This is a genomic window from Micromonospora sp. NPDC020750, from assembly GCF_044334565.1.
Taxonomy (GTDB): domain Bacteria; phylum Actinomycetota; class Actinomycetes; order Mycobacteriales; family Micromonosporaceae; genus Micromonospora.
Genome location: NZ_JBIRTH010000001.1, coordinates 575,674 through 596,952, shown reverse-complemented (window position 1 = coordinate 596,952; position 21,279 = coordinate 575,674). Strand labels below are relative to the sequence as shown.

General features: G+C 73.2%; 18 protein-coding genes and 1 pseudogene. 8 read left to right on the top strand and 11 right to left on the bottom strand.

The features are described 5' to 3' along the window. Nucleotides 1–1,185 (bottom strand): extracellular solute-binding protein, encoded by a 1,185-nt coding sequence (locus ACH4T9_RS02825; RefSeq protein WP_396669481.1) that lies wholly within the window; start codon nt 1,183–1,185, stop codon nt 1–3. A gap of 210 nt (nt 1,186–1,395) precedes the next feature. Here ACH4T9_RS02825 and ACH4T9_RS02820 point away from each other — a divergent pair, with 210 nt between their 5' ends. After that, nucleotides 1,396–1,908, top strand: a complete 513-nt coding sequence (locus ACH4T9_RS02820) for an Lrp/AsnC family transcriptional regulator (protein WP_387020114.1) — start codon at nt 1,396–1,398, stop codon at nt 1,906–1,908. 129 nt (nt 1,909–2,037) lie between these two features. Here the strand turns inward: ACH4T9_RS02820 and ACH4T9_RS02815 are convergent, their stop codons facing one another. Continuing rightward, nucleotides 2,038–2,247: a DUF397 domain-containing protein gene (locus ACH4T9_RS02815; protein ID WP_396669480.1), complete on the bottom strand. Its 210-nt coding sequence runs from the start codon at nt 2,245–2,247 to the stop codon at nt 2,038–2,040. After that, nucleotides 2,238–3,008 (bottom strand): annotated as a pseudogene (locus ACH4T9_RS02810) (helix-turn-helix domain-containing protein). Before ACH4T9_RS02810 ends, ACH4T9_RS02815 begins: the two are co-directional and overlap by 10 nt. Before the next feature lie 1,269 nt (nt 3,009–4,277). On the opposite strand from ACH4T9_RS02810, the gene ACH4T9_RS02805 reads away from it, so the two are divergent. Both ACH4T9_RS02805 and ACH4T9_RS02800 read left to right on the top strand, forming a co-directional pair. After that, the gene (locus ACH4T9_RS02805) at nt 4,278–5,624 is read left to right on the top strand and encodes an aspartate aminotransferase family protein (RefSeq protein ID WP_387020110.1); all 1,347 of its coding nucleotides are present in this window, start codon (nt 4,278–4,280) and stop codon (nt 5,622–5,624) included. Nucleotides 5,625–5,636: 12 nt separating this feature from the next. Then, on the top strand, nt 5,637–7,013 hold the full coding sequence (locus ACH4T9_RS02800) for an NAD(P)/FAD-dependent oxidoreductase (protein ID WP_396669479.1): 1,377 nt from the start codon (nt 5,637–5,639) through the stop codon (nt 7,011–7,013). A gap of 11 nt (nt 7,014–7,024) precedes the next feature. On the opposite strand, the gene ACH4T9_RS02795 is transcribed toward ACH4T9_RS02800, so the two are convergent. Then, nucleotides 7,025–7,411: a DUF3499 domain-containing protein gene (locus tag ACH4T9_RS02795; protein ID WP_396669478.1), complete on the bottom strand. Its 387-nt coding sequence runs from the start codon at nt 7,409–7,411 to the stop codon at nt 7,025–7,027. A gap of 176 nt (nt 7,412–7,587) precedes the next feature. Here ACH4T9_RS02795 and ACH4T9_RS02790 point away from each other — a divergent pair, with 176 nt between their 5' ends. Then, complete coding sequence (locus ACH4T9_RS02790) at nt 7,588–8,037, top strand: metallopeptidase family protein (RefSeq protein WP_387020101.1); 450 nt, start codon at nt 7,588–7,590, stop codon at nt 8,035–8,037. Nucleotides 8,038–8,137: 100 nt separating this feature from the next. Here the strand turns inward: ACH4T9_RS02790 and ACH4T9_RS02785 are convergent, their stop codons facing one another. The 3 genes from ACH4T9_RS02785 to ACH4T9_RS02775 all read right to left on the bottom strand — a co-directional run bounded on the left by ACH4T9_RS02785 (nt 8,138) and on the right by ACH4T9_RS02775 (nt 12,868). Beyond that, nucleotides 8,138–8,395, bottom strand: coding sequence for a WhiB family transcriptional regulator (locus ACH4T9_RS02785; protein WP_007074725.1), 258 nt, complete (start codon nt 8,393–8,395; stop codon nt 8,138–8,140). A 632-nt stretch (nt 8,396–9,027) separates the two neighbouring features. After that, the gene (locus ACH4T9_RS02780) at nt 9,028–11,643 is read right to left on the bottom strand and encodes a bifunctional FO biosynthesis protein CofGH (protein ID WP_396669477.1); all 2,616 of its coding nucleotides are present in this window, start codon (nt 11,641–11,643) and stop codon (nt 9,028–9,030) included. A gap of 190 nt (nt 11,644–11,833) precedes the next feature. After that, nucleotides 11,834–12,868 (bottom strand): hypothetical protein, encoded by a 1,035-nt coding sequence (locus ACH4T9_RS02775; protein WP_396669476.1) that lies wholly within the window; start codon nt 12,866–12,868, stop codon nt 11,834–11,836. Nucleotides 12,869–12,968: 100 nt separating this feature from the next. Here ACH4T9_RS02775 and cofD point away from each other — a divergent pair, with 100 nt between their 5' ends. Both cofD and ACH4T9_RS02765 read left to right on the top strand, forming a co-directional pair. Next, a complete protein-coding gene (gene cofD / locus ACH4T9_RS02770; RefSeq protein WP_396669475.1) occupies nt 12,969–13,919 on the top strand; it encodes a 2-phospho-L-lactate transferase in 951 nt (316 codons plus the stop codon). Continuing rightward, nucleotides 13,916–15,001 carry a coenzyme F420-0:L-glutamate ligase gene (locus tag ACH4T9_RS02765; protein WP_396669474.1) on the top strand — a complete coding sequence of 362 codons (1,086 nt, stop codon included), beginning with the start codon at nt 13,916–13,918 and terminating at the stop codon, nt 14,999–15,001. Before cofD ends, ACH4T9_RS02765 begins: the two co-directional genes overlap by 4 nt. 58 nt (nt 15,002–15,059) lie before the next feature. On the opposite strand, the gene ACH4T9_RS02760 is transcribed toward ACH4T9_RS02765, so the two are convergent. Together ACH4T9_RS02760 and ACH4T9_RS02755 are read right to left on the bottom strand one after the other, a co-directional pair. Beyond that, the gene (locus tag ACH4T9_RS02760; protein WP_396669473.1) at nt 15,060–16,055 is read right to left on the bottom strand and encodes a helix-turn-helix domain-containing protein; all 996 of its coding nucleotides are present in this window, start codon (nt 16,053–16,055) and stop codon (nt 15,060–15,062) included. A 280-nt stretch (nt 16,056–16,335) separates the two neighbouring features. Next, entirely contained in the window at nt 16,336–17,370 is a 1,035-nt protein-coding gene (locus ACH4T9_RS02755) for a hypothetical protein (RefSeq protein WP_396669472.1), read from the bottom strand. Between the two features lie 151 nt (nt 17,371–17,521). Between ACH4T9_RS02755 and ACH4T9_RS02750 the strand changes: the two genes are divergently transcribed. Continuing rightward, a complete protein-coding gene (locus ACH4T9_RS02750) occupies nt 17,522–18,064 on the top strand; it encodes an NUDIX hydrolase (protein WP_396669887.1) in 543 nt (180 codons plus the stop codon). A gap of 55 nt (nt 18,065–18,119) precedes the next feature. Here the strand turns inward: ACH4T9_RS02750 and ACH4T9_RS02745 are convergent, their stop codons facing one another. Together ACH4T9_RS02745 and ACH4T9_RS02740 are read right to left on the bottom strand one after the other, a co-directional pair. Continuing rightward, nucleotides 18,120–19,211: a mannose-1-phosphate guanylyltransferase gene (locus ACH4T9_RS02745; RefSeq protein WP_396669471.1), complete on the bottom strand. Its 1,092-nt coding sequence runs from the start codon at nt 19,209–19,211 to the stop codon at nt 18,120–18,122. Between the two features lie 52 nt (nt 19,212–19,263). Beyond that, complete coding sequence (locus ACH4T9_RS02740; protein WP_396669470.1) at nt 19,264–20,409, bottom strand: glycosyltransferase family 4 protein; 1,146 nt, start codon at nt 20,407–20,409, stop codon at nt 19,264–19,266. Nucleotides 20,410–20,560: 151 nt separating this feature from the next. Here ACH4T9_RS02740 and ACH4T9_RS02735 point away from each other — a divergent pair, with 151 nt between their 5' ends. Next, on the top strand, nt 20,561–21,250 hold the full coding sequence (locus ACH4T9_RS02735) for a TIGR03089 family protein (RefSeq protein ID WP_396669469.1): 690 nt from the start codon (nt 20,561–20,563) through the stop codon (nt 21,248–21,250). Nucleotides 21,251–21,279: the final 29 nt, after the last annotated feature.

Below are 21,279 nucleotides of genomic sequence, written 5' to 3'. Positions count from 1 at the left end.
TCACGCGCCGATGACCTGCTGGAACTTGCCCTCGTACTCCTTTTCCTGCTTCTCGTCCAGCGCCATGAACACCTTGGACTTCGCAAGCAGGGCGTCGTCCGGGAAGACCAGCGGGTTGGCGGCCAGCTCCGGGTCGATCTTCTCCATCTCGGCCTGCGCGCCCTTGACCGGGCAGATGTAGTTGACGTACGCGGCCAGCTTCGCGGCGACCGCCGGCTGGTAGTAGTAGTTGATCAGCTCTTCGGCGTTCGCCCTGTGGGTGGCCTTGTTCGGCACCATCATGTTGTCGCTGAACAGCATCACGCCGGAGTCCGGTGCCACGAACTTGATCTTCTCGTTCTCGCTGGAGAGCTGGATGATGTCGCCGGACCAGCCGACGCACGCGGCGATATCACCCTTGGCCAGGTCGGGGGCGTAGTCGTTGCCGGTGAACTTGCGGATCTGCCCGGAGTCGACGGCCTTCTTGAGCTTGTTCAGCGCGTCGTCGAACTGGGCGGCGGTGAAGTTCGCCGAGTCGTGCCCGTTCGACTGGAGCAGCAGGCCCATCGTGTCGCGCATCTCGGACAGCGCGGTGACCTTCCCCTTGAGGTCGGGACGGGTCAGCAACTCGTCCACCGTACGGATCTCCTTGGTGACGCCGCCGTTGTAGGCGAGGCCGGCGAGGCCGGACTGCCACGGGATGGAGATCCGGTTCTCCGGGTCGAAGGAGCGGTTGAGCAGCGACGGCAGCAGGTTGGCCGTCACGTTGGGAATCCTGGCCGGGTCGAGCTTCTGGATCCAGCCGAGCCGGATCATCCGGGCGGCCATCCAGTCGGTCAGCACGATGATGTCCCGCCCGGTGCCCTGACAGGCGGCGAGCTGGTTCTGCACCTTGCCGAAGAACTCGTTGTTGTCGTTGATGTCCTCGGTGTAGGTCACCTGGACGCCGCTGGAGGCGACGAACGCGTCCAGGCTGGGCCGCTTCGACTCGTTTTTGTCGTCGACGTCCATGTACTGCGGCCAGTTCGAGAACGCCAGCTTCTTCTCCGCGCCGGAGAGGTCTTCGCTGACGCAACCGGCCTCGGTCTGCTGGGCGCCCTTGGTGCCGCAGCCGGCGAGCGCGCCCGCCGTGGCGAGCATCGCGGCAGATCCGAGGGTGCCGGTGAGCAGACCACGCCGGGTGAGGGGCCGGAGGGGAGTTCGCATGTGACGACTCCTAGGGGGGTCATCGCCGGCGGGCGGGACGGGGGAGGCCCGACGGCGGGAGGGTCTTCAGGCGATGGACGACTGATCCTGACATGAGCTGACCTGCCTCACAAGGGATTCCGTTGCCGCGGTAGCAATCCACCACGAATTACGCCAGACTGCGCCGGGGCACTACGATTCCGTGGAAGAAGCGGACATGGGGAGCGGACGATGGCCATCCGGCAGCAGGAGAGCGGCAACGGCGGGCGACGCGTCGCCGTCCGCGGGGGTGCCAGTCACGCTCTGTTGGACGACGTCGCCAAGCAGATCATCGAGCAGCTCCAGGAGGACGGCCGCCGGCCGTACGCGACGATCGGCAAGGCGGTCGGCCTGTCCGAGGCGGCGGTGCGCCAGCGGGTGCAGCGACTGCTCGACGCCGGGGTGATGCAGATCGTCGCGGTCACCGACCCGCTCCAGCTCGGCTTCCCCCGCCAGGCCATGATCGGCCTGCGCACGGACGGTGACCTGGAGGCGGTGGCCGACCGGCTCGCCGAGTTCGAGGAGGTCGACTACGTGGTGATCACCGCCGGGTCGTTCGACCTGCTCGCCGAGGTGGTCTGCCGCAACGACGCCCACCTGCTGGAGATCCTGCAACGGCTACGCGCCGTCGAGGGCGTGCTCGCCACCGAGGCCTTCGTCTACCTCAAGCTCCGCAAGCAGACCTACAGCTGGGGTACGGCCTGAGCCACCCGGCCCGGCCGCCTGGTCAGGCGGTCGGCGGCTGGTCAGGCGGTGGCTGCGCCGGTCAGGCGGGCGGTAGCTGGTCAGACGGTGGCTGCGCCGGTCAGGCGGCCGGCGGGCGGTGGCTGCTGGTCAGGCGGTCGGCGGGCGGCGGGCGAGGTCCACAAAGGACTGCCAGGCGGCCGGGGCGAAGCTGAGGGTGCCGCTGTCGCGGGCCTTGCTGTCGCGCACCAGCACCCGTCCGGGCAGGTTGTCGGCCACCTCGACGCAGTCCCCGCCGTTGTTGCTGCTGCGGGTCGCGGTGCGCCAACGGGCAGCCGTCGGCGCGTCGGTCAGCTCCACGTCGTCGCCACCTCCCTGATCAGTTCGATCGACCGGCGGCGGGGCAGCGCCTCACCGGTGACGCTCTCCCACCTGCGCCCCAGGCTAGCAACGTCGACCGGGTCGCTCACGACCTGACCGCGAAGCTGGTTGTCGATATACGCCAATTCCGTCCCGTCGGGCAAACGGGCGAGAACGAACGGACCGGCCAGCCCGGTGTGCCACGGGTTCTCGCCGGGAATCACCCGGACCTGCACGTGCTCCCGCTCGGCGATCGCCGAGAGGTGGGTGAGCTGGCCGGCCATCACCGCCCGGTCGCCGACCACCCGGCGCAGCACCACCTCGTCGGTCACCGCGACGAGTTGCGGCGGGGCCTCGGCGGACAGGATCGCCTGCCGGTCGAGCCGGCCGGCCACGATCCGTTCCACCTCGGCCGGCGGAAGGAGCCCGCCGGTGCTCAGCACGGCCCGGGCGTACTCCTCGGTCCGAAGCAGCCCCGGCACCAGCAACGGCTGGTACGACCGGAGCGAGGTGGCGTCCTGCTCCAGCTCGGCCCACGCACGGAACCACGACAGGTCCCGGCGGCGGAACGGTTCCGGCTATAGCTCGGCGACCTCCTTACCGAGCAGGCCGGCGACCGCGAACCGGGTCCGGGGGTGGGGAGTCCGCCCGTCCGCCAGCCACCGGGCGGCCGTCTTCGGGTCGACACGGACCTTCTCCGCCAGCGACTCGGCCGTCTCCCCCACGGCAGCCATCGCCACCCGCAGCACCTCGTTGCCCATCAGACCTCCTGTCACGGATACGCGTCGTGGGCACCATAGCGACGCTCCGTGTCGATGCCGGCCCCGAAACGGCAGGTCGCGGTAGGACCTGTTTCGCGCATTCGGCATGCGCCCGAACCGCCCGGCAAAGGCCCTGGCAATGTCCACCCAGCCCCACTCAGCCCAGCCAGCCCAGCCCGCCCCGGCCCAACTCAGCCAACTCAGCCAGCCAGGCCAGCCCTTCGGCCCAGCCCTCCCACGTTCCACCCGTCCGGCGTCCACAGCGACGGTGGCGGGTTGACGAAGGCCCGTTCGGCGAGCATCGGGAGTCCCCCTTGGGCTCCTTTGGAGCTGCCCCGTCTGTGCTACCGGCGGTGCAGCGCGGGAGACCTCCGCCCGATCCCGCATCGAGCCCCTCGGCCCGACGGGCCGCTCTGGCTAGCCACGCTTGCACCGGGCACCGACGCCCCGTTCCCGCGTCGCCCCTCGCACTGGGCACTGGGCACCGGGCACCGGGCACCGGGGGGATGCCATTGCGCAAAGGCCGGTAGCACCAACGGGGCAGCTCCATAGGGGGTACCGGTCGCACCCCGCCCGCCGTGGCACCACCGACACAGCAGCGCCGTAGCGCCAACGGGGCAGCTCCACAAGGCCACCGGTCGCACCCCGCCCGCCGTGGCACCACCGACACAGCAGCGCGGTAGCGCCAACGGGGCAGCTCCACAGGGGGTACCGACGACCCCGCGCAGCACGCCGAGGGACCGCCTGCCGGAGCGCCGATCAGGAGCGATAGCGCCAAGCAGAGGCAGCAGCGCCGACGAGGCAGCTCTGCAGGGCCCCAACGACCACGCCCGCCCTCGCAAGGGACCGCCCATTCGAGGCAGGCCGCAGCGTGGCGTCGCGGAAGGCTCGGCTCCCGAAGAGCTGCGCGATCCCTTGTCAGCCCTGCCAGCCCCCACGGAACCGGCGGAGCTGACAACGGGAGCGCAGGCACCCGCGGGCCGGGGCAGCGAACGCCGGGGGGCGGGGCAGCGGGCAGCAGGGCAGCGGTCGGGGGCGGGCGGGGCAGACGAAGGCGGGCGGAGGCGGACGGGGCGGGGGCGGGTGGAATCCGAGCGATAGTGCATGATGCGAATTCCGTTGCACATGGCGTAACCACTCGCTGATTCCGTTGCTGTAGGCGTTTGTTGCCACCGATCTCACTTGCTATTCCGGTGATGGCTGTGGGATAACCGTGGGCAGAGCGGCCGGTGCCACCCCTGACCGGCCCCGAGACCCGATGGGGCTGACATGGCCAACGCGACCGACCACCTCTGGATGCACTTCACCCGGATGGCCAGCTACTCCGCCGGCGAGGTGCCGACGATCGTGCGCGGCGAGGGCGCGTACGTGTGGGACTCCCAGGGCCGCCGCTACCTCGACGGGCTCGCCGGGCTCTTCGTCGTCCAGGCCGGGCACGGCCGCACCGAGCTGGCCGAGGCCGCCGCCAAGCAGGCCGGCGAGCTGGCCTACTTCCCGCTCTGGTCGTACGCCCACCCGAAGGCCGTCGAGCTGGCCGAGAAGATCGCCTCGCTGACCCCCGGCGATTTGAACCGGGTCTTCTTCACCACCGGCGGCTCCGAGGCCGTCGAGACGGCGTGGAAGCTGGCCCGGTCGTTCTTCAAGCGCACCGGCAAGCCGAACAAGCACAAGGTGGTCAGCCGGCACCTGGCGTACCACGGCACGTCGATGGGTGCGCTGTCGATCACCGGACTGCCCGGCATCAAGAGCGACTTCGAGCCGCTGGTGCCCGGCGGGATCAAGGTGCCGAACACGAACTTCTACCGGGCGCCGGAGCACGGCGACTCGCCGGAGGCGTTCGGCCGCTGGGCCGCCGAGGAGATCCGCCGAGCGATCGAGCGTGAGGGGCCGGACACGGTCGCGGCGGTCTTCCTGGAACCGGTGCAGAACTCCGGCGGCTGCTTCCCGCCACCGCCCGGGTACTTCGAGCGGGTCCGTCAGATCTGCGACGAGTACGACGTGCTGCTCGTCTCCGACGAGGTGATCTGCTCGTGGGGCCGACTCGGCGAGTACTTCGGCGCTGTCCGCTACGGCTTCCAGCCGGACATCATCACCACCGCCAAGGGCCTCACCTCCGGGTACGCCCCGCTCGGCGCGATGATCGCCAGCGACCGGTTGATGGAGCCGTTCCTCACCGAGACCGGCATGTTCGCCCACGGGGTGACCTTCGGCGGCCACCCGGTCTCCTGCGCGGTGGCCCTGGCCAACCTGGAGGTGTTCGCCCGGGAGGACCTGCTCGGGCACGTCCGGGCCAACGAGGACGCCTTGCGGGCCACCCTGGAGAAGCTGCACGACCTGCCGATCGTCGGCGACGTGCGGGGGGACGGGTACTTCTACGGCATCGAGCTGGTCAAGGACAAGGCGACCCGGGAGACGTTCGACGAGGCCGAGTCGGAGCGGCTGCTGCGCGGCTTCCTGTCCACCGCGCTGTTCCAGGCCGGGCTGTACTGCCGGGCCGACGACCGGGGTGACCCCGTGGTGCAGCTCGCCCCGCCGCTGATCGCCGAGCAGCAGCAGTTCGACGAGATGGAGCAGATCCTGCGCGCGGTGCTCACCGAGGCGTGGGCACGGCTGTAGCGGTCGCCGGCGATGCGTTATCAGGAGCTGTCGTACTGGCTGTCCACGATGGATGAGCCGCTGACGCCCCGCCCCCCACTGGGCGGGGACGCCGACGCGGACGTGGTGATCGTCGGGGCCGGGTACACCGGGCTGTGGACGGCGTACTACCTCGCGGTCGCCGACCCGGCGCTGCGGATCACGGTGCTGGAACGGGAGATCGCCGGGTTCGGCGCATCCGGGCGCAACGGGGGGTGGTGCTCGGCGCTGTTCCCCACCTCGCTGCCGGCGCTGGCCCGCCGCCACGGCCGGGACGCGGCGCTACGAATGCAGCGGGCCATGCAGGAGACCGTCCGCGAGGTGGGACGGGTGGTCGCCGCCGAGGGAATCGACTGCGACTGGCAGCTCGGCGGGACGGTGGTGCTGGCCCGCAGCGAGGCCCAGCTCGGCCGGGCCCGGGCCGAGGTGGCCGAGGCCCGCGCGCACGGCCTCGACCCCGACGACCTGGTGCTGCTCGACGCCGCCGAGGCCGCCGCCAGGTGCGCCGCCGAGGGGGTACGCGGCGGGACGTACACCCCGCACTGCGCGGTGGTGCACCCGGCCCGGCTGGTCCGCGGGCTGGCCCGGGCGGTCGAACGACGCGGGGTGCGGATCCACGAGCGGACGCCGGTGACCGCGATCCGGGCCGGGGCGGCGGTGACCCCGGTCGGGACGGTCCGGGCGCCGGTGGTGGTGCGGGCGACGGAGGGGTACACGCCGGGGCTGCCCGGGCAGCGGCGGGTGGTGGCGCCGGTCTACTCGTTGATGGTGGCCACCGAGCCGCTGCCCGAACAGGTTTGGGCGCGGATCGGGCTGGCGCAGCGGGAGACGTTCTCCGACCACCGGCACGTCGTCATCTACGGCCAGCGCACCGCAGACGGACGGCTGGCGTTCGGCGGGCGGGGCGCCCCGTACCACTTCGGGTCCCGGGTCTCCCCCGGCTACGACCGGGAGCCCAAAGTCTTCGCCGCGCTGCGTCGGGTGCTGGGCGAACTGTTCCCGGTGCTCGGGTCGGAGGTGCCGGTCAGTCACGCCTGGGGCGGGCCGCTCGGGGTCGCCCGGGACTGGTCGGCCTCCGTCGGGTTGGCCGCCTCGACGGGGCTGGCCTGGGCGGGCGGGTACGTCGGCGACGGGGTCGGCACCACGAACCTCGCCGGGCGTACCCTCGCCGACCTGATCCGGGGCGCGGAGAGCGACCTGACCGGCCTGCCGTGGGTGGGTCACCGCTCGCCTCGCTGGGAGCCGGAGCCGGTGCGCTGGCTGGCCGTCAACGCGGGCCTGAAGGTGATGTTCTCCGCCGACCGGGCGGAGCTGCGGACGGGCCGGCCGTCCCGCCGGGCGGCCCTGTTCAACCGCTTCCTGGGCCACTGACCCCGGCGCGGTCAGTGGTTGGGTGGGATCACCCGGAGGTGGCCACGGCGGCCGGTCTGCGGGTGCTGCGGGTGCTGGGGGTACTGCTGCTGGTGGTGCTGGTCGTCCGGAGGGCGGGGCGGCGCGGGCCTGGCCGCCTCGCGGACCGCCTCGGCGAGGGCGACCAGGTCGTCGGCGCTGGGCGGCGGGGGCTCGAACTCGCCCTCGTGGCGGACCACGTTCCAGCCCCGGGGGGCGGTCAGACTGCGGGCGTGCTGCTCACAGAGGTCGTACGTGTGCGGTTCGGCGAAGGCCGCGAGGGGCCCGACCACGGCCGTCGACTCGTTGTAGACATAGGTCAATGTGGCGACCGCTTGCCGGGGGCAGCCGTTTCGGGAGCAGCGCCGTGGTGACCTCACGGCGGGAGGGTATCTCCATTACCGGGTCCGACGCACTGGTTCGCGTTGCGACACGCCCGTCATCGAGATCACAATTCGCAACATCCGACGAGCAGGACAGTGGCCGGGCGGGGACGGCGCGCCGCAGGAGCGACACAGCCGGGGGCCGGGCCGCGCGCCGGGCTACCCTGTAGCGCATGACCAGTCCGGAACACCGCCGCCCCGGCTCCGGCCGGCGCGCCCACCGTGACCGGCACGGGCGGGGCCTGCGTGGGCGGCTGGTGCCGGCGACGGTGCCGCTGGCCCGGACCAAGGCCGAGGTCTTCGACGATCTCGTGCTGGACACCGTGGAGACCCTGGAACGACGGTTCGCGAAGGAGCTGGCCGGCGTCGAGTTCGCGGTGGAGGACGTGCCGCCGGACCTCAACGTGTACGACTCCGACGTGCTGGAGGACGGCGAGGTGCCGCTCGCCCGGCTGCTGCCCGGCCGCCCCGGCCAGCAGGAGGTGCCGCCGCGGATCGTGCTCTACCGCCGTCCGCTGGAGTTCCGGGCCATGGACCGGGAGGACCTGGCCGACCTGGTGCACGACGTGATCATCGAGCAGGTGGCGAACCTGCTCGGGGTCGACCCGGACGAGCTGGCCTGAGCCCACCCGTCGCCGGGCCACGGGCCTCGCGGGGTGACCCCCACCATTCCGGGCCGACTGCCTGAGCCGGGCGGCCCCCACCGCCCCGGCCCGGCAACGCTCAGGCGGCCCGCCGCTTGAGCTTGCGCCGCTCTCGTTCCGAGAGCCCACCCCAGATTCCGAACCTCTCGTCGTGGCCAAGAGCGTATTCCAGGCATTCGGTCTTGACCTCGCACCGCGAGCAGATCCGCTTCGCCTCGCGGGTCGAGCCGCCCTTCTCGGGGAAGAACGCCTCCGGATCGGTCTGGGAGCAGAGTGCCTGCTCCTGCCACTCCGGTGCGTTCCCGAGCAGGTCGGCCACCTCGAGCTGGCCGTCCATCTAAGATGCCTCCTTGTCGCGCACCGGCTCGTCGCCGCTGCAACCCCCCACGCAAAGGCGTGCTTGTCCGTACGGTTCCGATTTGTTGCGTTCCGTGCGAACAACCCCATTCAAATTACACGTGTGTAATACGTGCGCCGTCAAGCCGGACTTGATAATGGAGTCGTCCTCCCGACACGCCACGGGCGACCGCTCCGGCCGCCCGACCTCGCAACCTGCCCTATCGATTCAGACCCCGGACGAGTAACGCCCTCCTCGGCGAGTTGCCCGAGTTTTCTGCCGTGGCGGCCCACCGACCGACACCACCGGATACGCCGACGGCGGCCCCGACGGGGTGCCCCACCACGATGCTGATCTTGGTGGGGGACAGGTTAACGCGCCTCGGCCGTGATCGCCCGTCGAGCCGGGACCGCCGACCCTGCCCCGTCCACATCGTGGACGGAACGCGGCGGTCGACCCTGATCGGAGGATCAGTGCAGGGCCCCTGATTCCCTGCTCGTTCGGGCAAATCAGCCACCGAGCCACCGACGAAGGCCATCGTGTCGATGGTGTGCCCATGTCCCATCAGACGGTATAGACGCCCACTGGCAGGACGTGGTGAACGGCACTGTGGAGAGCGTCGTCCCTCGACGCTACGGCCGGGGGTGGCCGTACGCGGTCGTCCGCTTGCGGGCCGGCCGCCCGGCCGCCGTGGCAATGCCCCGCAACTGCTCCTCACTCCGTGCGGAGCCGTTGCCCGAACCGGCCATCCGGGAGATCGTCTCCTCCATCAGGGTGCCGCCCAGGTCGTTGCAGCCCCCGTTGAGCATCGCCACCGTGCCCTCGTCGCCGAGCTTCACCCAGGAGCACTGGATGTTGGCGATCCGGCCGTGCAGCAGCAGCCGGGACATCGCGTGCACCACCCGGTTCTCCCGCCAGGTCGGGCCGGGACGAGCGATCCCCGCAAGGTAGATCGGGGCGTTGGTATGGATGAACGGCAGCGCGACGAACTCGGTGAAACCGCCGGTGCGGTCCTGCACCCCGGCCAACACCCGGAAGTGGGCCAGCCACTGCCCGGGATGGTCGACGTGGCCGTACATCATCGTGGAACTGGACCGGATGCCCAGCTCGTGGGCCGTGCTGACCACGTCGACCCAGGCGGCGGCCGGCAACTTGCCCTTGGTGAGCACCCAGCGCACCTCGTCGTCGAGGATCTCGGCAGCGGTGCCCGGGATGGTGTCCAGGCCGGCCTCGCGCAGCCCGGTGAGCCACTCCCGTACCGGCACGCCGGCCTTCGCCGCCGCCGTGACGATCTCCATCGGGGAGAAGGCGTGCACGTGCATCCCCGGCACCCGGGCCTTGATCGCCCGGATCAGGTCCGCGTACCCGGTGACCGGCAGCTTGGGGTCGATGCCGCCCTGGAGGCAGACCTCGGTGGCCCCGACGGCCCACGCCTCCTCGGCCCGGTCGGCGACCTGGTCGACGGAGAGCCGGTACGCGTCGGCGTCGCGTTCGCGCTGGGCGAAGGCGCAGAACCGGCAGCCCACGTAGCAGACGTTGCTGAAGTTGATGTTGCGGTTCACGACGTAGGTGACGTCGTCGCCGACGGTGTCCCGGCGCACGTCGTCGGCGAGCCTGCAGAGCCGGTCCAGCGCCGGGCCGTCTGCGGCGAACAGCGCCAGGGCCGCGTCGGTGTGCCGGGGGTCGAGCAGCGCCGCCGGGTCGTCGGCGGCCAGCCGCAGCCCGGCACGCAGGTCGGCGTCGCCCGAGTCGGCGGTCGCCCCCAGGGCAGCGCCGCCCCCGGCCGGGCCCGGCGCACCGGGGCCCGCGTCGGCCTGGGCCGCCCCGGCGGGGGCGGGCCGGGGCCGGGGCGCCCCCGCGAGGCTGGCGTCGGCCTGGAGGGCCACTTCCGACCAGTCGCCGTAGACGCTGTCGAAGTCGCCGCGCCGGTCGTCGGCGCGGCCGGTGGTGTCGATGGTGGCGTGCAGGTCGGTCCGGCCGCCGCCGAAGACCTCCTCCGGCTCCTGCCAGGGACGGCCCACCGGGCGGGCCTCCTCGACCGCGAGCCCGGTGGCCGGATCAGCCAACGCCGACACGTGCGGCAGCAGGCGCGGGTCCAGCCACGGGTCGCCGGCCCGGACGTACTCGGGGTAGATCGTCAGCCGCTCGCGCAGCGTGAAGCCGGCCTGCGCGGTGCGCCGGGCCAGCTCGTCGAGCTGCGGCCAGGGGCGCTCCGGGTTGACGTGGTCCGGGGTGACCGGCGAGACCCCGCCCCAGTCGTCGATGCCGGCGCGCAGCAGCAGGTCGTACTCCCCCGCGATGAGATTCGGCGGGGCCTGGATGCGGGCCTTCGGCCCGAGCAGCACCCGGGCCACCGCGACCGTGGCGGCCAGGTCGTGCAGCTCGGCGTCGGGCATGCCGCGCATCGCCGTGTCCGGCTTGGCCCGGAAGTTCTGCACGATCACCTCCTGGAGGTGGCCGTACCCGCGCTGCGCGCGGCGGATCGCGAAGATCGCGTCCACCCGCTCCGCCGGGGTCTCGCCGATGCCGATCAGGATGCCGGTGGTGAACGGCACACCGACCCGGCCGGCGTCGTCGAGCACCCTCAGCCGGACCGCCGGCTCCTTGTCGGGTGAGCCGTAGTGCGGACCGCCCGGCTCCGACCAGAGCCGGGTGGCCGTGGTCTCCAGCATCATCCCCATGCTCGGCGCGACCGGCTTGAGCCGCTGCAACTCCGACCAGGAGAGCACGCCCGGGTTGAGGTGCGGCAGCAGCCCGGTCTCCTCCAGCACCGCCACCGCGCAGGCGCGCAGGTAGTCGAGAGTGGAGTCGTAGCCCCGCTCGTCCAGCCACTCCCGGGCCGCCGGCCAGCGCTCCTCGGGCCGGTCGCCCAGGGTGAACAGCGCCTCCTTGCAGCCCTGGGCAGCGCCCTCGCGGGCGATGGCCAGCACCTCGTCCCGGTCGAGGAACGCGGCCGGCAGGCGGTGCGGGACCGTGGCGAAGGTGCAGTAGTGGCAGCGGTCCCGGCACAGCCGGGTCAACGGGATGAAGACCTTCTTGGAAAAGGTGACCACGCCGGGGCGGCCGGCCTCGCGCAGGCCGGCGTCGCGGATGTCACCGGCGACGCGGAGCAGTTCGTCCAGGGCCGGGCCCCGGGCGGCGAGCAGCGCGGTGGCCTCGTCGACGTCCAGCGCCCGCCCGGACCCGACTCGGCGCAGCGCCCGTTCGATGCTCATCGCGGTGGGCCCCGACTCCGTGCGATCAACCATCCGTCCAGCCTATGCGCTGGTTCACATACGCCGCTACCGTGCGCGTGCCCACCCTTACCCGGCGGAGCAACCGGGCCGGCGGCACGGGAGCTCCTCGCAGCCCGGGTCCCGGGGGGCGGGTTCACCCGGGCCTCCGGGTGCATCTGTTGTCATTCCCACACAACAGATGCACCCGGAGGGCTGCGGCGGTTCAGTCCTCGCGGTGGAAGCGCTGGGTGCGGTCGCTGTCGGAGTCCTGCTGCCCGTCGGGCGCACCCGCCTCGGTGGACTGACGCGGGATGGCCTGGGTCGGGTCGGCCGACGGCGGCTGGCCGAACGGCGGCGGCGGGGTGAACGGCGGCGCCGACTGGGGCGGGGTGAACGGCGGCGCCGACTGGGGCGGGGTGAACGGCGGCGCCGAGTACGGCGGCGCCGACTGCGGCGGGGTGAACGGCGGCGCCGACTGCGGCGGCGCCGAGTACGGCGGGGTGAACGGCGGCGCCGACTGCGGGGCCGGGGCGAACGACGTGGTCTGCTGGCCGGGCTGGCCATACTGGCCGGCGGCCGGACCGGGCTGGCCCGGCTGACCGTACTGGCCGAACTGTCCGCCGGGCTGGTTGGGGGCCGGGTAGCCGGCCTGCTGCCCCTGGGGGGCCCAGCCGCCCTGCGGGCCGGGCTGACCCGGATGCTGCGGCCAGCCGGGCTGCGGCTGCCCGTACACGCCCGGGGCCGGCTTGGGCTTCGGGCTGAAGTAGAGGGCACGCCAGACCCGGACCACCACGAACGCGACGGTCGCGAAGATCGCCAGCCAGGCGATCCGGGTGAGCAGGCCGAGGAACGCGTCGAGCACCTCCGCCTTGGCCAACCGGTCCACCGTCCAGATCAGCAGGGTGAGCGCGCCGAGCAGGGCGCCGAAGGCGTACTGGCCCAACGCCACCTGGGTGATGAGCTTGGCTCGGGACGCCACCGGGGCGACGTGCGTGGCGAGCAGCACGGCCAGCACCGGCAGCACGGTCGCCTCCAGCCCGGCGAACGAGAAGAAGCTGCTGCCCGCCCGGCTGTAGAAGGTGCTGTAGTCGGTCGGGGCGATCAGCCGGATGAGGCCGACGAAAAGCAGCACGGCGTTTGCGCCGAGCAGGACGAACGCGATCAGCTCGCGTAGCGGATTGGTGAGTTGGCGGGCCGGGGTGGCGGGGTGGGGCGCGGGCGCCGCGTCACCGGACGCGGGCTCGGCGGGGCTGGTCACGAACTCCCCCTAGGAGGCGGTAACGGACAGTTGCCGACGTGAGCCTAGTCTCCCCGGGCACCCGCGCCCTCGGGGCGGGGCGTGCGGAAGGATGGACGGCATGCGAATCGTCGTTCTGACCGGCGGCATCGGGGGCGCCCGATTCCTGCTCGGCGTCCGGGCCTACGCCCGCGAGGTGGGGGCCGAGGTGACCGCCGTGGTCAACGTCGGCGACGACCTCTACCTGCACGGGCTGAAGCTCTGCCCCGACCTGGACAGCGTCATGTACACGCTCGGCGGTGGCGCCGATCCCGAGCGGGGCTGGGGGCGGGTCGGCGAGACCTGGACGGTGAAGTCGGAGCTGGCCGCGTACGGGGCCGAGCCGACCTGGTTCGGGCTGGGCGACAAGGACATCGCCACCCACCTCGTCCGCACCACCATGCTGACCGGCGGGTATCCGTTGTCGGCGGTCACCGAGGCGCTGGCCACCCGCTGGCAGCCCGGCGTACGCCTGCTGCCGGCGACCGACGACCGGCTGGAGACGCACGTCGTGGTGGACGATCCCGCCGGCGGCCAACGGGCGATCCACTTCCAGGAGTGGTGGGTGCGGCACCGGGCGGACGTCCCGACCGACCGGTTCGTCTTCGTCGGCGCGGAGACCGCGAAGCCCGCACCCGGCGTGGTGGACGCGATCGCCTCGGCCGACGTGGTGCTGGTCGCACCGAGCAACCCGGTGGTGAGCGTCGCCCCGGTGCTGGCCGTGCCGGGGTTGCGGGAGGCGGTCACGGACGGGCCGGCCCCGGTGGTCGGCGTTTCCCCGATCATTGGCGGCGCGGCGGTGCGCGGGATGGCCGACCGTTGCCTGGCCGTGGTCGGCGTCGAGTGCAGCGCCGCCGGGGTGGGCGGGCTGTACGGGAGCCGGTCCTCCGGTGGCCTGCTGGACGGCTGGCTCGTGGCACCCGAGGACGCCGACGCCGTGGTGCCGGACGTGACGGTCCGGGCGGCACCGTTGCTCATGACGGACGAGGCGGCGACGGCGGCGATGGTCCGGGCCGCATTGGAGCTGGTGTGAAGCTAGAGATTCTGCCGGTGGTGGGCATCGGCGACGTGACCGAGGGCGACGACCTGGCGGCGCTGATCGCGACCGCCGCGCCCTGGCTGCACGACGGCGACGTGCTGGTGGTCACCAGCAAGATCGTCTCCAAGGCCGAGGGAAGGCTGGTGGACGTGCCGGCCGACGGGCCGGAGCGGCTGGCCGCCCGGGACGAGGTGCTGGCGGCGGAGACCGCCCGGGTGGTGGCCGTCCGGGGGGCGACCCGGATCGTGCAGACCCACCACGGCTTCGTGATGGCCGCCGCCGGGATCGACGCCTCGAACGTCGACAAGACCCGGCTGGTGCTGCTCCCGGAGGACCCGGACGCCTCGGCGCGGGCCCTGCGGGCGGCCCTGCGCGAGCGCTACGACCTGGACGTCGCGGTGATCGTCAGCGACACGATGGGCCGGCCCTGGCGCAACGGGCTCACCGACGTGGCGCTCGGAGCGGCCGGCATACCGGCGATCCGCGACCACCGGGGCGAGGTCGACCCGTACGGCAACGAGCTCGAGCTCACCCAGATGGCCGTGGTGGACGAGCTGGCCGGCGCCGGGGAGCTGATCAAGGGCAAATGCGACCAGGTGCCGGTCGCGGTGATCCGCGGCTACCTCACGACCACCCGGGACGACAGCGTCGGCGCACGGGAGCTGGTCCGCGACGCCGAGCTGGACCTCTTCTCGCTCGGCACCACTGAGGCGATGGCGGCCGGGCTGGCCGCCGCCGCGGTGCTGCCGGACGGCCCGGGGGAGGCCAGGGCCGACCCGGCCGCCGTGCGGCGGGCGATCGCCGCGGTGGCCGGCGTGGTCGCCCCCGGCGCGGTGTTCACCCACGTCACCGACGACGAGATACGCGCCATGCTGGTCGCCGCCGTGCCCCGCTGGCCGGAGCGGGCCACCGACCTGGTGCTCGGCGAGCTGCCGGCCCCGGTCGACCCCGCAGACCTGGTGCGCTTCGGCACGGACCTGCAACGCCTGCGCACCGCGCTGGCCGCCGAGGGGGTCCCGTCGGCGCTGCTGCCGCCGCCGACCGGCAGCACGGCCAGCGCCGCGCTCGCCCTCTGACGCACGGCCAGCGCCGCGCTGACGCGTGGCCCCTGGCCGCTGGCGGGCGGCGTTCCGCTCAGGCGTCGAGGATGGCGCGGCCCAGCGGGGTGAGGGTGTGCAGCACCGTGTTGCGGTCCCGGTGGCTGACCAGCAGGCCGGCGTTGCGCAGCACGGTGGCGTGCTGACTCGCCGCGGCCGGGGAGATGCGCAGGCGGCGGGCCACCTCGCCGGTGGTGCACCCCTCACCGGTGGCCTCCAGCACCGCCGCCCGGGTCCGGCCGAGCAGGGCGGCCAGCGCCTCCCGGCCGCCGCCGGTCGCGCCACCCTCGCCGGGCGCGGGGGCCAGCCCGCCCAGCCGGTCCACCGGGTAGACCAGCACCGGCGGCAGCGCCGGGTCGAGCAGCGCCACCGGAACACCGGCGCAGAAGAACGACGGCACCAGCAGCAGGCCCCGGCCGTCCAGGTGCAGCTCCCGGCTGTTCGGGTAACCGTGGATCTCCAGCACACCCGACTCCCACCGGGCCATCGGGCGGAGGCTGGCCAGCAGCCCCTCGACGCCCCGGTCCAGCAGGGACCGGGCCCGCCGCGTCCGGTCCGCCTCCACCGCGGCCTGGATGCGCGACCAGTACGGGCTGAGCGCCAGCGCCCGGTACTGCTCCATCGACTCGGTGAGATGGCGCAGCATCTCGGGCTCACCCCGGGCCAGCGCCGCCGCCGAGGGGGGCAGGGGATTCTCCGCGACCACCCGGGTGAGGTCCCGGTGCAACAGCGAGGCGGGCGTGCTCCGCACCGCGTCCAGCCCCGCCTCCAGGCCCTGGACGCTGTCGTGCGGGGTGAGGAAGTCGGGGAAGTAGCCCCAGCCCGGGTTCAGCGCGAACAGCAGCCGGAGGTGCTCCTTGCCGATGTGCCGGCGCAGCTCCCGGGAGACGCCGCGACGCCAGCCCGAGGTCAGCGGGTCCTGGCGGCCCACCTGGAGCACGTGCATGCTGAGGATCAGTTCCCAGAGCGGGTCTGCACCCGGGGCGACCCGGGTACGGAGAATGTCCTCGGCAGAAAAGTGGATCTTCAGCATTGGAGCGCTCCCGTGCCTGTGGACAGCGGGCGGGCCCGCTGAGCGTTCGCACTGTACCCGGACGGCACTTATCTCCATTTTTAAGCGTGGACTGAAAAACCTCGACGGCCGGGCCCGAATTCGGCATGCTCTGCTTGCCCCGCAACGGGCCGGTCCGTCGTTCGACGTCGGCCCGGGGCACCGGGGCCGGGGAGGATCCGGCGGCCGGGCGGCACCACGAGGGTCTGCGGCCCTTGTTCCGCAGGGGGTGCCACCCGGCCGTTCGCTCGGGCGAGGGCGGTCAGCCGATCCAGAGCGCGATCCGGTGGTTCTCGTCCGTGACGTACCAGCAGTGGCCGTGCTCCTCGGCCAGCCCTTCCACGTGGTGGAACGGGGCCAGGTCGGCCACCAGTTCGGCCGGGAGCAGATGACCCGCGGCCCTCTCCAGGCGGAACCGGACGTGCCGCGAGGTGACGTGTCCGCCCTGCGGGTGGTCGTCCAGCAGCACCGAGCCCTTGCCCAGCGCGTCGATCGAGCCGACGATCGCTGCGTAGCCGCCGTCGGGCAGCGGGGTCACCGCCCGGAAGCCGGTCAACGCCCCCGGCGGGGTCACCCCGGTCAGCACGTACGCCCCGAGGGCGCGCGGCCAGGCGCCCGCCTCGAACATCTCGGGCACCCCCGCCACCTCGACCAGGATCGGGTCCCCGTCGACGGTGACCGGGAAGCGCAGCCCGAGCAGCGCGGTGCCGTCCGGGGTGAACGCGGCGGCCTCCACGTTGAGCGGCAGGTCCCCCTCGGCGAGCCGGGTCACCCAGCCCTTGGCCCGGGCGGTGCCCCGGGCAACGGTCTCGACGATGAACCGGTCCCGCACCCGATCCCCCGGCGGCAGGGCGGCCAACTCGGCCCCGGCCAGCGCGTCGTTGACCGCGCGGTGCAGCCGGAACCGGTTTCGCACCACCCGGACCGGCAGCCGGCCGCCGACGGCGTCGTCCTCGCGGAACCGGGCCACGAACGCCCGGCGCGGGCGCAGCGGGCCGCCCTTCGACCCGAAGTGGGAGCCGAACACGTACACCCAGCCGTCGTGGTGGGCCAGCGCCTCACCGTCCTCGGTGCGGCCGTTCTCCGGGCCGGCGTCGGCGTCCACGTGCCGGGCGGACCACCCGCCGTCCTCGTGTTCGAGCAGCAGGGCCAGGCAGCGCTCGACCGGCCCCTCGTCGAGGACGGTCCAGAAGCCGCGCCGGGCGCGGTGGGCGGCGAGCAGGGCCGGGGAACGCACCGGCAGCAGATCGCTGGCCTCGTTGCCGGCGACGACGAACTCGACGAGTCGCAGGGTCACGGGGCAAGGGTAGGCAGCGGACGCACGCGCCTAGAGTGTGACCGTGTCAGACGTGAGGAAGGGTCCCCTGGTGACCCCTCGTGACAGCGCCCCGAGCCGCTCCTCCACCGCCGCCCGCACCACACCCGGGGCCGCCGGGGCGTACGCGGCCCTGCACGCCGACGCGACGGCCCTGCTCGCCGGATGGATGCCGACCGGCGCGGCGGCCGGGCGGGCCCGGGACCGCACCCTCGACCTGCTGACCGGCGGGCCGGCGACGCTGGGCCGGGAGCACCGGGCCGGTCACGTCACCGCGAGCGCGCTGGTCCTCGACGCCACCGGCGAGCGGATCCTGCTCTGCCTGCACGGCAAGTTCCACCGGTGGGTGCAGGTCGGCGGGCACTGCGAACCCGGCGACCGGACGCTGGCCGGGGCCGCGCTGCGCGAGGCGGGCGAGGAGTCCGGCATTCCCGGCCTGGTCATCGACCCGGTCCCGATCGACGTGGACATCCACCCCGTGGCCTGCCAGGGCGCTTCGTTCCATCACGACGTGCGGTTCGCGGTCTTCGCCCCGCCGGGCGCGACGGAGCGCGTCAGCGACGAGTCCGAGGCGCTCGGCTGGTTCCCCCCGGACCGGCTGCCCGAGCCGCTGGCCGGCGGCACCGCCCAACTCGTCGCCCCCGCCCTCGCCGCACTGCGCCGCCGAACCAACTGACCGGGGCTGGCCCCGGGTCCGGGCGGCGGGCCGGCCGCCGCCCGGGTCGGAAAGGTCAGATGTAGCTCTCCTCGCCCCGGTTCTTCAGCTCGTCGACGAGAGCCTTCACGTCCTGGGCGCGGTCGCGGGGGCAGACCAGCACCGCGTCCGGGGTGTCGACCACGATCAGGTCGTGCACGCCGAGCACGGCCACCAGCCGACCGGACTGCGGGACCACGACCAGGCCCGTGCTGTCGCGCAGCAGCACGCCCGGTTTGCCGTCCGCGCCGAGCACCACGTTGCCGGCCGGGTCGGCCGGGAGCACGTCGCCGAGGGTGTGGAAGTCGCCGACGTCGTTCCAGCCGAAGTCGCCGGGGACCGTCGCCACCCGGCCGGCGGTCGCCGCGCCCTCCATCACCGCGTAGTCGACGGAGATCTTCGGCAGGGTCGGCCAGACCGTGCCGAGGATGTCGTCCTGCTCCGGGGTGCCCCAGGCGGTGGCGATCGCGGTGATCCCGGCGTGCAGCGCCGGCTGCTGCCGGGCCAGCTCGGCCAGGAACACGTCGACCCGCCAGACGAACATGCTGGCGTTCCACAGGTGGTGCCCCGAGCGCAGGTACGCCTCCGCCACCTCGGCGGCCGGCTTCTCCTTGAACTCCCGCACCGGCCGCAGCGGCCCGTCCCCGACCGGGTCTCCGGTGTGCAGGTAGCCGTACCCGGTCTCGGCCCGGGTGGGGGTGATCCCCACCGTCATCAGCAGGCCCTGCTCGGCACCACGTACCGCCTCGCGGACCGTGGCCACCCACGCGTCGGCGTCCCGGATCAGGTGGTCGGCGGCGAAGGAGCCCATCACCGCGTCCGGCTCGCGCAACGCGATCACCGCTGCGGCGAGGGCGATCGCCGCACAGGAGTCCCGGGGCGAGGGCTCGACGAGGATGTTCTCCTCGGGTAGGCCGGCAAGCTGTCGCGCCACCGCCGTGACGTGCGCGGCTCCGGTGACCACCAGGGTGCGTTCCGGGGGGGTCAGCGGGGCCAACCGGTCCACGGTCGCCTGGAGCAGGGAGGCGGGGGTGCCGGTGAGCGGGTGGAGGAACTTGGGATGGCCCGCACGGGACAACGGCCACAACCTCGTGCCGCTGCCGCCCGCCGGGATGACGGCGTAGAGCATCAGCACATCATGCCCGAACCGCCACGCTACGGACGCACCGTCGGTCGAAGCCTCAGGCGCGGGCCCGGCTCCACGCCGCGATGTGCACCTCGGCGCTGGACTCCCAGGTGAACTCCTTGGCCCGGTCGAAACCGGCCTTGGCCAGCGACAATCGACGTTGCTCGTCGTCCAGCAGGGCGACCAGGTCGGTGGCGATCTGGGCCGGGTCCTCGCTGGTGTAGGCGACGGCGTCGCCGCCGACCTCCGGCAGCGACAGCCGCGGGGTGGTCAGCACCGGGGCGGCGCAGGCCATCGCCTCCAGGATCGGCAGGCCGAAGCCCTCACCGTACGACGGGTAGGCGGCGACCAGCGCCCCGCCGAGGAAGCCCGGCAGGTCGCCGTAGCGCAGGTAACCCGGGCGGAGCAGCCGCAGGTGCGACGGCACCTCGGCGACCGCCCGGTCGATGTCGTCGTCGTGCCCCTGGCCGCCCGCGACCACCAGCGCCGGCGGGTCGGCCCGGTCGGCCACCGCCCGGACCCAGCCGCGGATCAGGTTGGGGACGTTCTTGCGCGGCTCCTTCGCCCCGAGGAAGGCGATGTAGCTGCTGTCGCCGAGCCCCAGCCGGGCCCGGACCCGGGCCTTCTCCTCCTCGCCCGGGGCGTGGAAGGCGGCGTGGTCGACCCCGTGGTAGGCGACGTCGATCCGGGTCGGGTCGGCGTCGAGCAGGCGGATCAGCTCGTCCCGGGTGGCCTTGCTCGGCACGATCACCCGGCTGGCGCGGCGCAGCGAGGTCTTGATCGCGCTGCGGAAGAACGTCCGGCGGGACTTGTCGTAGTGCTCCGGCTCGGTGAAGAACGTCGCGTCGTGCACGGTCACCGTCACCGGGCAACCCGCCCGCAGTGGGCACGTGTAGAACGGCGAGTGCAGCACCTGCGCGCCGACCTGCTGGGCCAGCAGGGGCAGGCCGGTCTGCTCCCAGGCGAGCCGGGCCGGCCGGTGCGCCACCGCGGCCGGGGCGGCGACGATCTCCGCGCCGGGCAGCATCCGGCTGTACCGCTCCAGGTCGGTGCGGAGGCTGACCACGGCCAGGTCGACCCCCTGGCCGCACACCTTGCCGAGGGCACCGAGCAGGCCGTCGACGTATCGACCGACGCCACCACGGTCGACGGGGACACTCGTGGCGTCGATGAGTACGCGGGGCGGGCGACCGGCGGTCACGAGGCAACTCCTTGCAGTGGCGAATCTGTGGGGAACAACACTCCGGGCAAGCCTACGCCGGAGCCAGGTCCGGGCGCTGACTGCGACCCGACGGTACGCCGACTTGTCCGCGTCAACGAGCACGGGCGCGGAGGGCGTATCGTTCGCGCCGATGGCCGACAACATTGCACTGGTGTTCACCGACGCGATCGCGCCCGACCCCACCCGCCCCCTGCTGACCTGGTACGACGACGCCACCGGCGAGCGCGCCGAACTGTCCGGCGCGACGCTGGCCAACTGGGTGGCCAAGACGGCCAACCTGCTCGTCGACGAGATCGGCACCGGGCCGGGCGAGTCCGCCGCGGTGCTGCTGCCCCCGCACTGGCAGACCGCCGCCGTGCTGCTCGGCTGCTGGTCGGTGGGGCTGACCGTGGCCGGCGGCCCGGGTCCCGCCGAGGTGCTCTTCGCCGCCGTCGACCGGGTCGCCGAGGCGGATGCCTGGCCGGCCGGCGAGCGGTACGTGCTCGCGCTCGCCCCGTTCGCCCAGCCGCTGCGCCAGGTGCCCGCCGGCTTCGCCGACTACGTGCTCGCCGTCCGGGCGCACGGCGACCACTTCACCCCGTACCCGAAGGGCGGGCCGCAGGACGCGGAGCTGCTGGCCCGCGCGGCCACCCGCGCGACGGAGCTGGGCATCGCCCGGGGCGACCGGGTCCTGCTGGACGTAGCCGCCCACCCCAGCCCGGTCGACTGGCTGCTGGCCCCGCTGATAGCCGGCGCCACCGTCGTCCTCTGCGCCAACCTCGACCCGGCCCGCGTGCACTCCCGCACGGACGCGGAGAAGGTCACCCTGACCCTGACCTGAGCCGATCCGTGGCGTGCGCCGGTTTCGCC

Excerpts from the sequence above, each read along its gene's own strand:
- ACH4T9_RS02790 (WP_387020101.1), top strand. The coding sequence starts at position 7,588 with ATGACCAGTCCGGAACACCGCCGCCCCGGCTCCGGCCGGCGCGCCCAC.
- ACH4T9_RS02760 (WP_396669473.1), bottom strand. The coding sequence starts at position 16,055 with ATGCTGAAGATCCACTTTTCTGCCGAGGACATTCTCCGTACCCGGGTC.
- ACH4T9_RS02745 (WP_396669471.1), bottom strand. The coding sequence starts at position 19,211 with ATGCTCTACGCCGTCATCCCGGCGGGCGGCAGCGGCACGAGGTTGTGG.
- cofD (WP_396669475.1), top strand. The coding sequence starts at position 12,969 with ATGCGAATCGTCGTTCTGACCGGCGGCATCGGGGGCGCCCGATTCCTG.
- ACH4T9_RS02735 (WP_396669469.1), top strand. The coding sequence starts at position 20,561 with ATGGCCGACAACATTGCACTGGTGTTCACCGACGCGATCGCGCCCGAC.
- ACH4T9_RS02825 (WP_396669481.1), bottom strand. The coding sequence starts at position 1,185 with ATGCGAACTCCCCTCCGGCCCCTCACCCGGCGTGGTCTGCTCACCGGC.
- ACH4T9_RS02805 (WP_387020110.1), top strand. The coding sequence starts at position 4,278 with ATGGCCAACGCGACCGACCACCTCTGGATGCACTTCACCCGGATGGCC.
- ACH4T9_RS02780 (WP_396669477.1), bottom strand. The coding sequence starts at position 11,643 with ATGGTTGATCGCACGGAGTCGGGGCCCACCGCGATGAGCATCGAACGG.
- ACH4T9_RS02820 (WP_387020114.1), top strand. The coding sequence starts at position 1,396 with ATGGCCATCCGGCAGCAGGAGAGCGGCAACGGCGGGCGACGCGTCGCC.
- ACH4T9_RS02785 (WP_007074725.1), bottom strand. The coding sequence starts at position 8,395 with ATGGACGGCCAGCTCGAGGTGGCCGACCTGCTCGGGAACGCACCGGAG.
- ACH4T9_RS02800 (WP_396669479.1), top strand. The coding sequence starts at position 5,637 with ATGCGTTATCAGGAGCTGTCGTACTGGCTGTCCACGATGGATGAGCCG.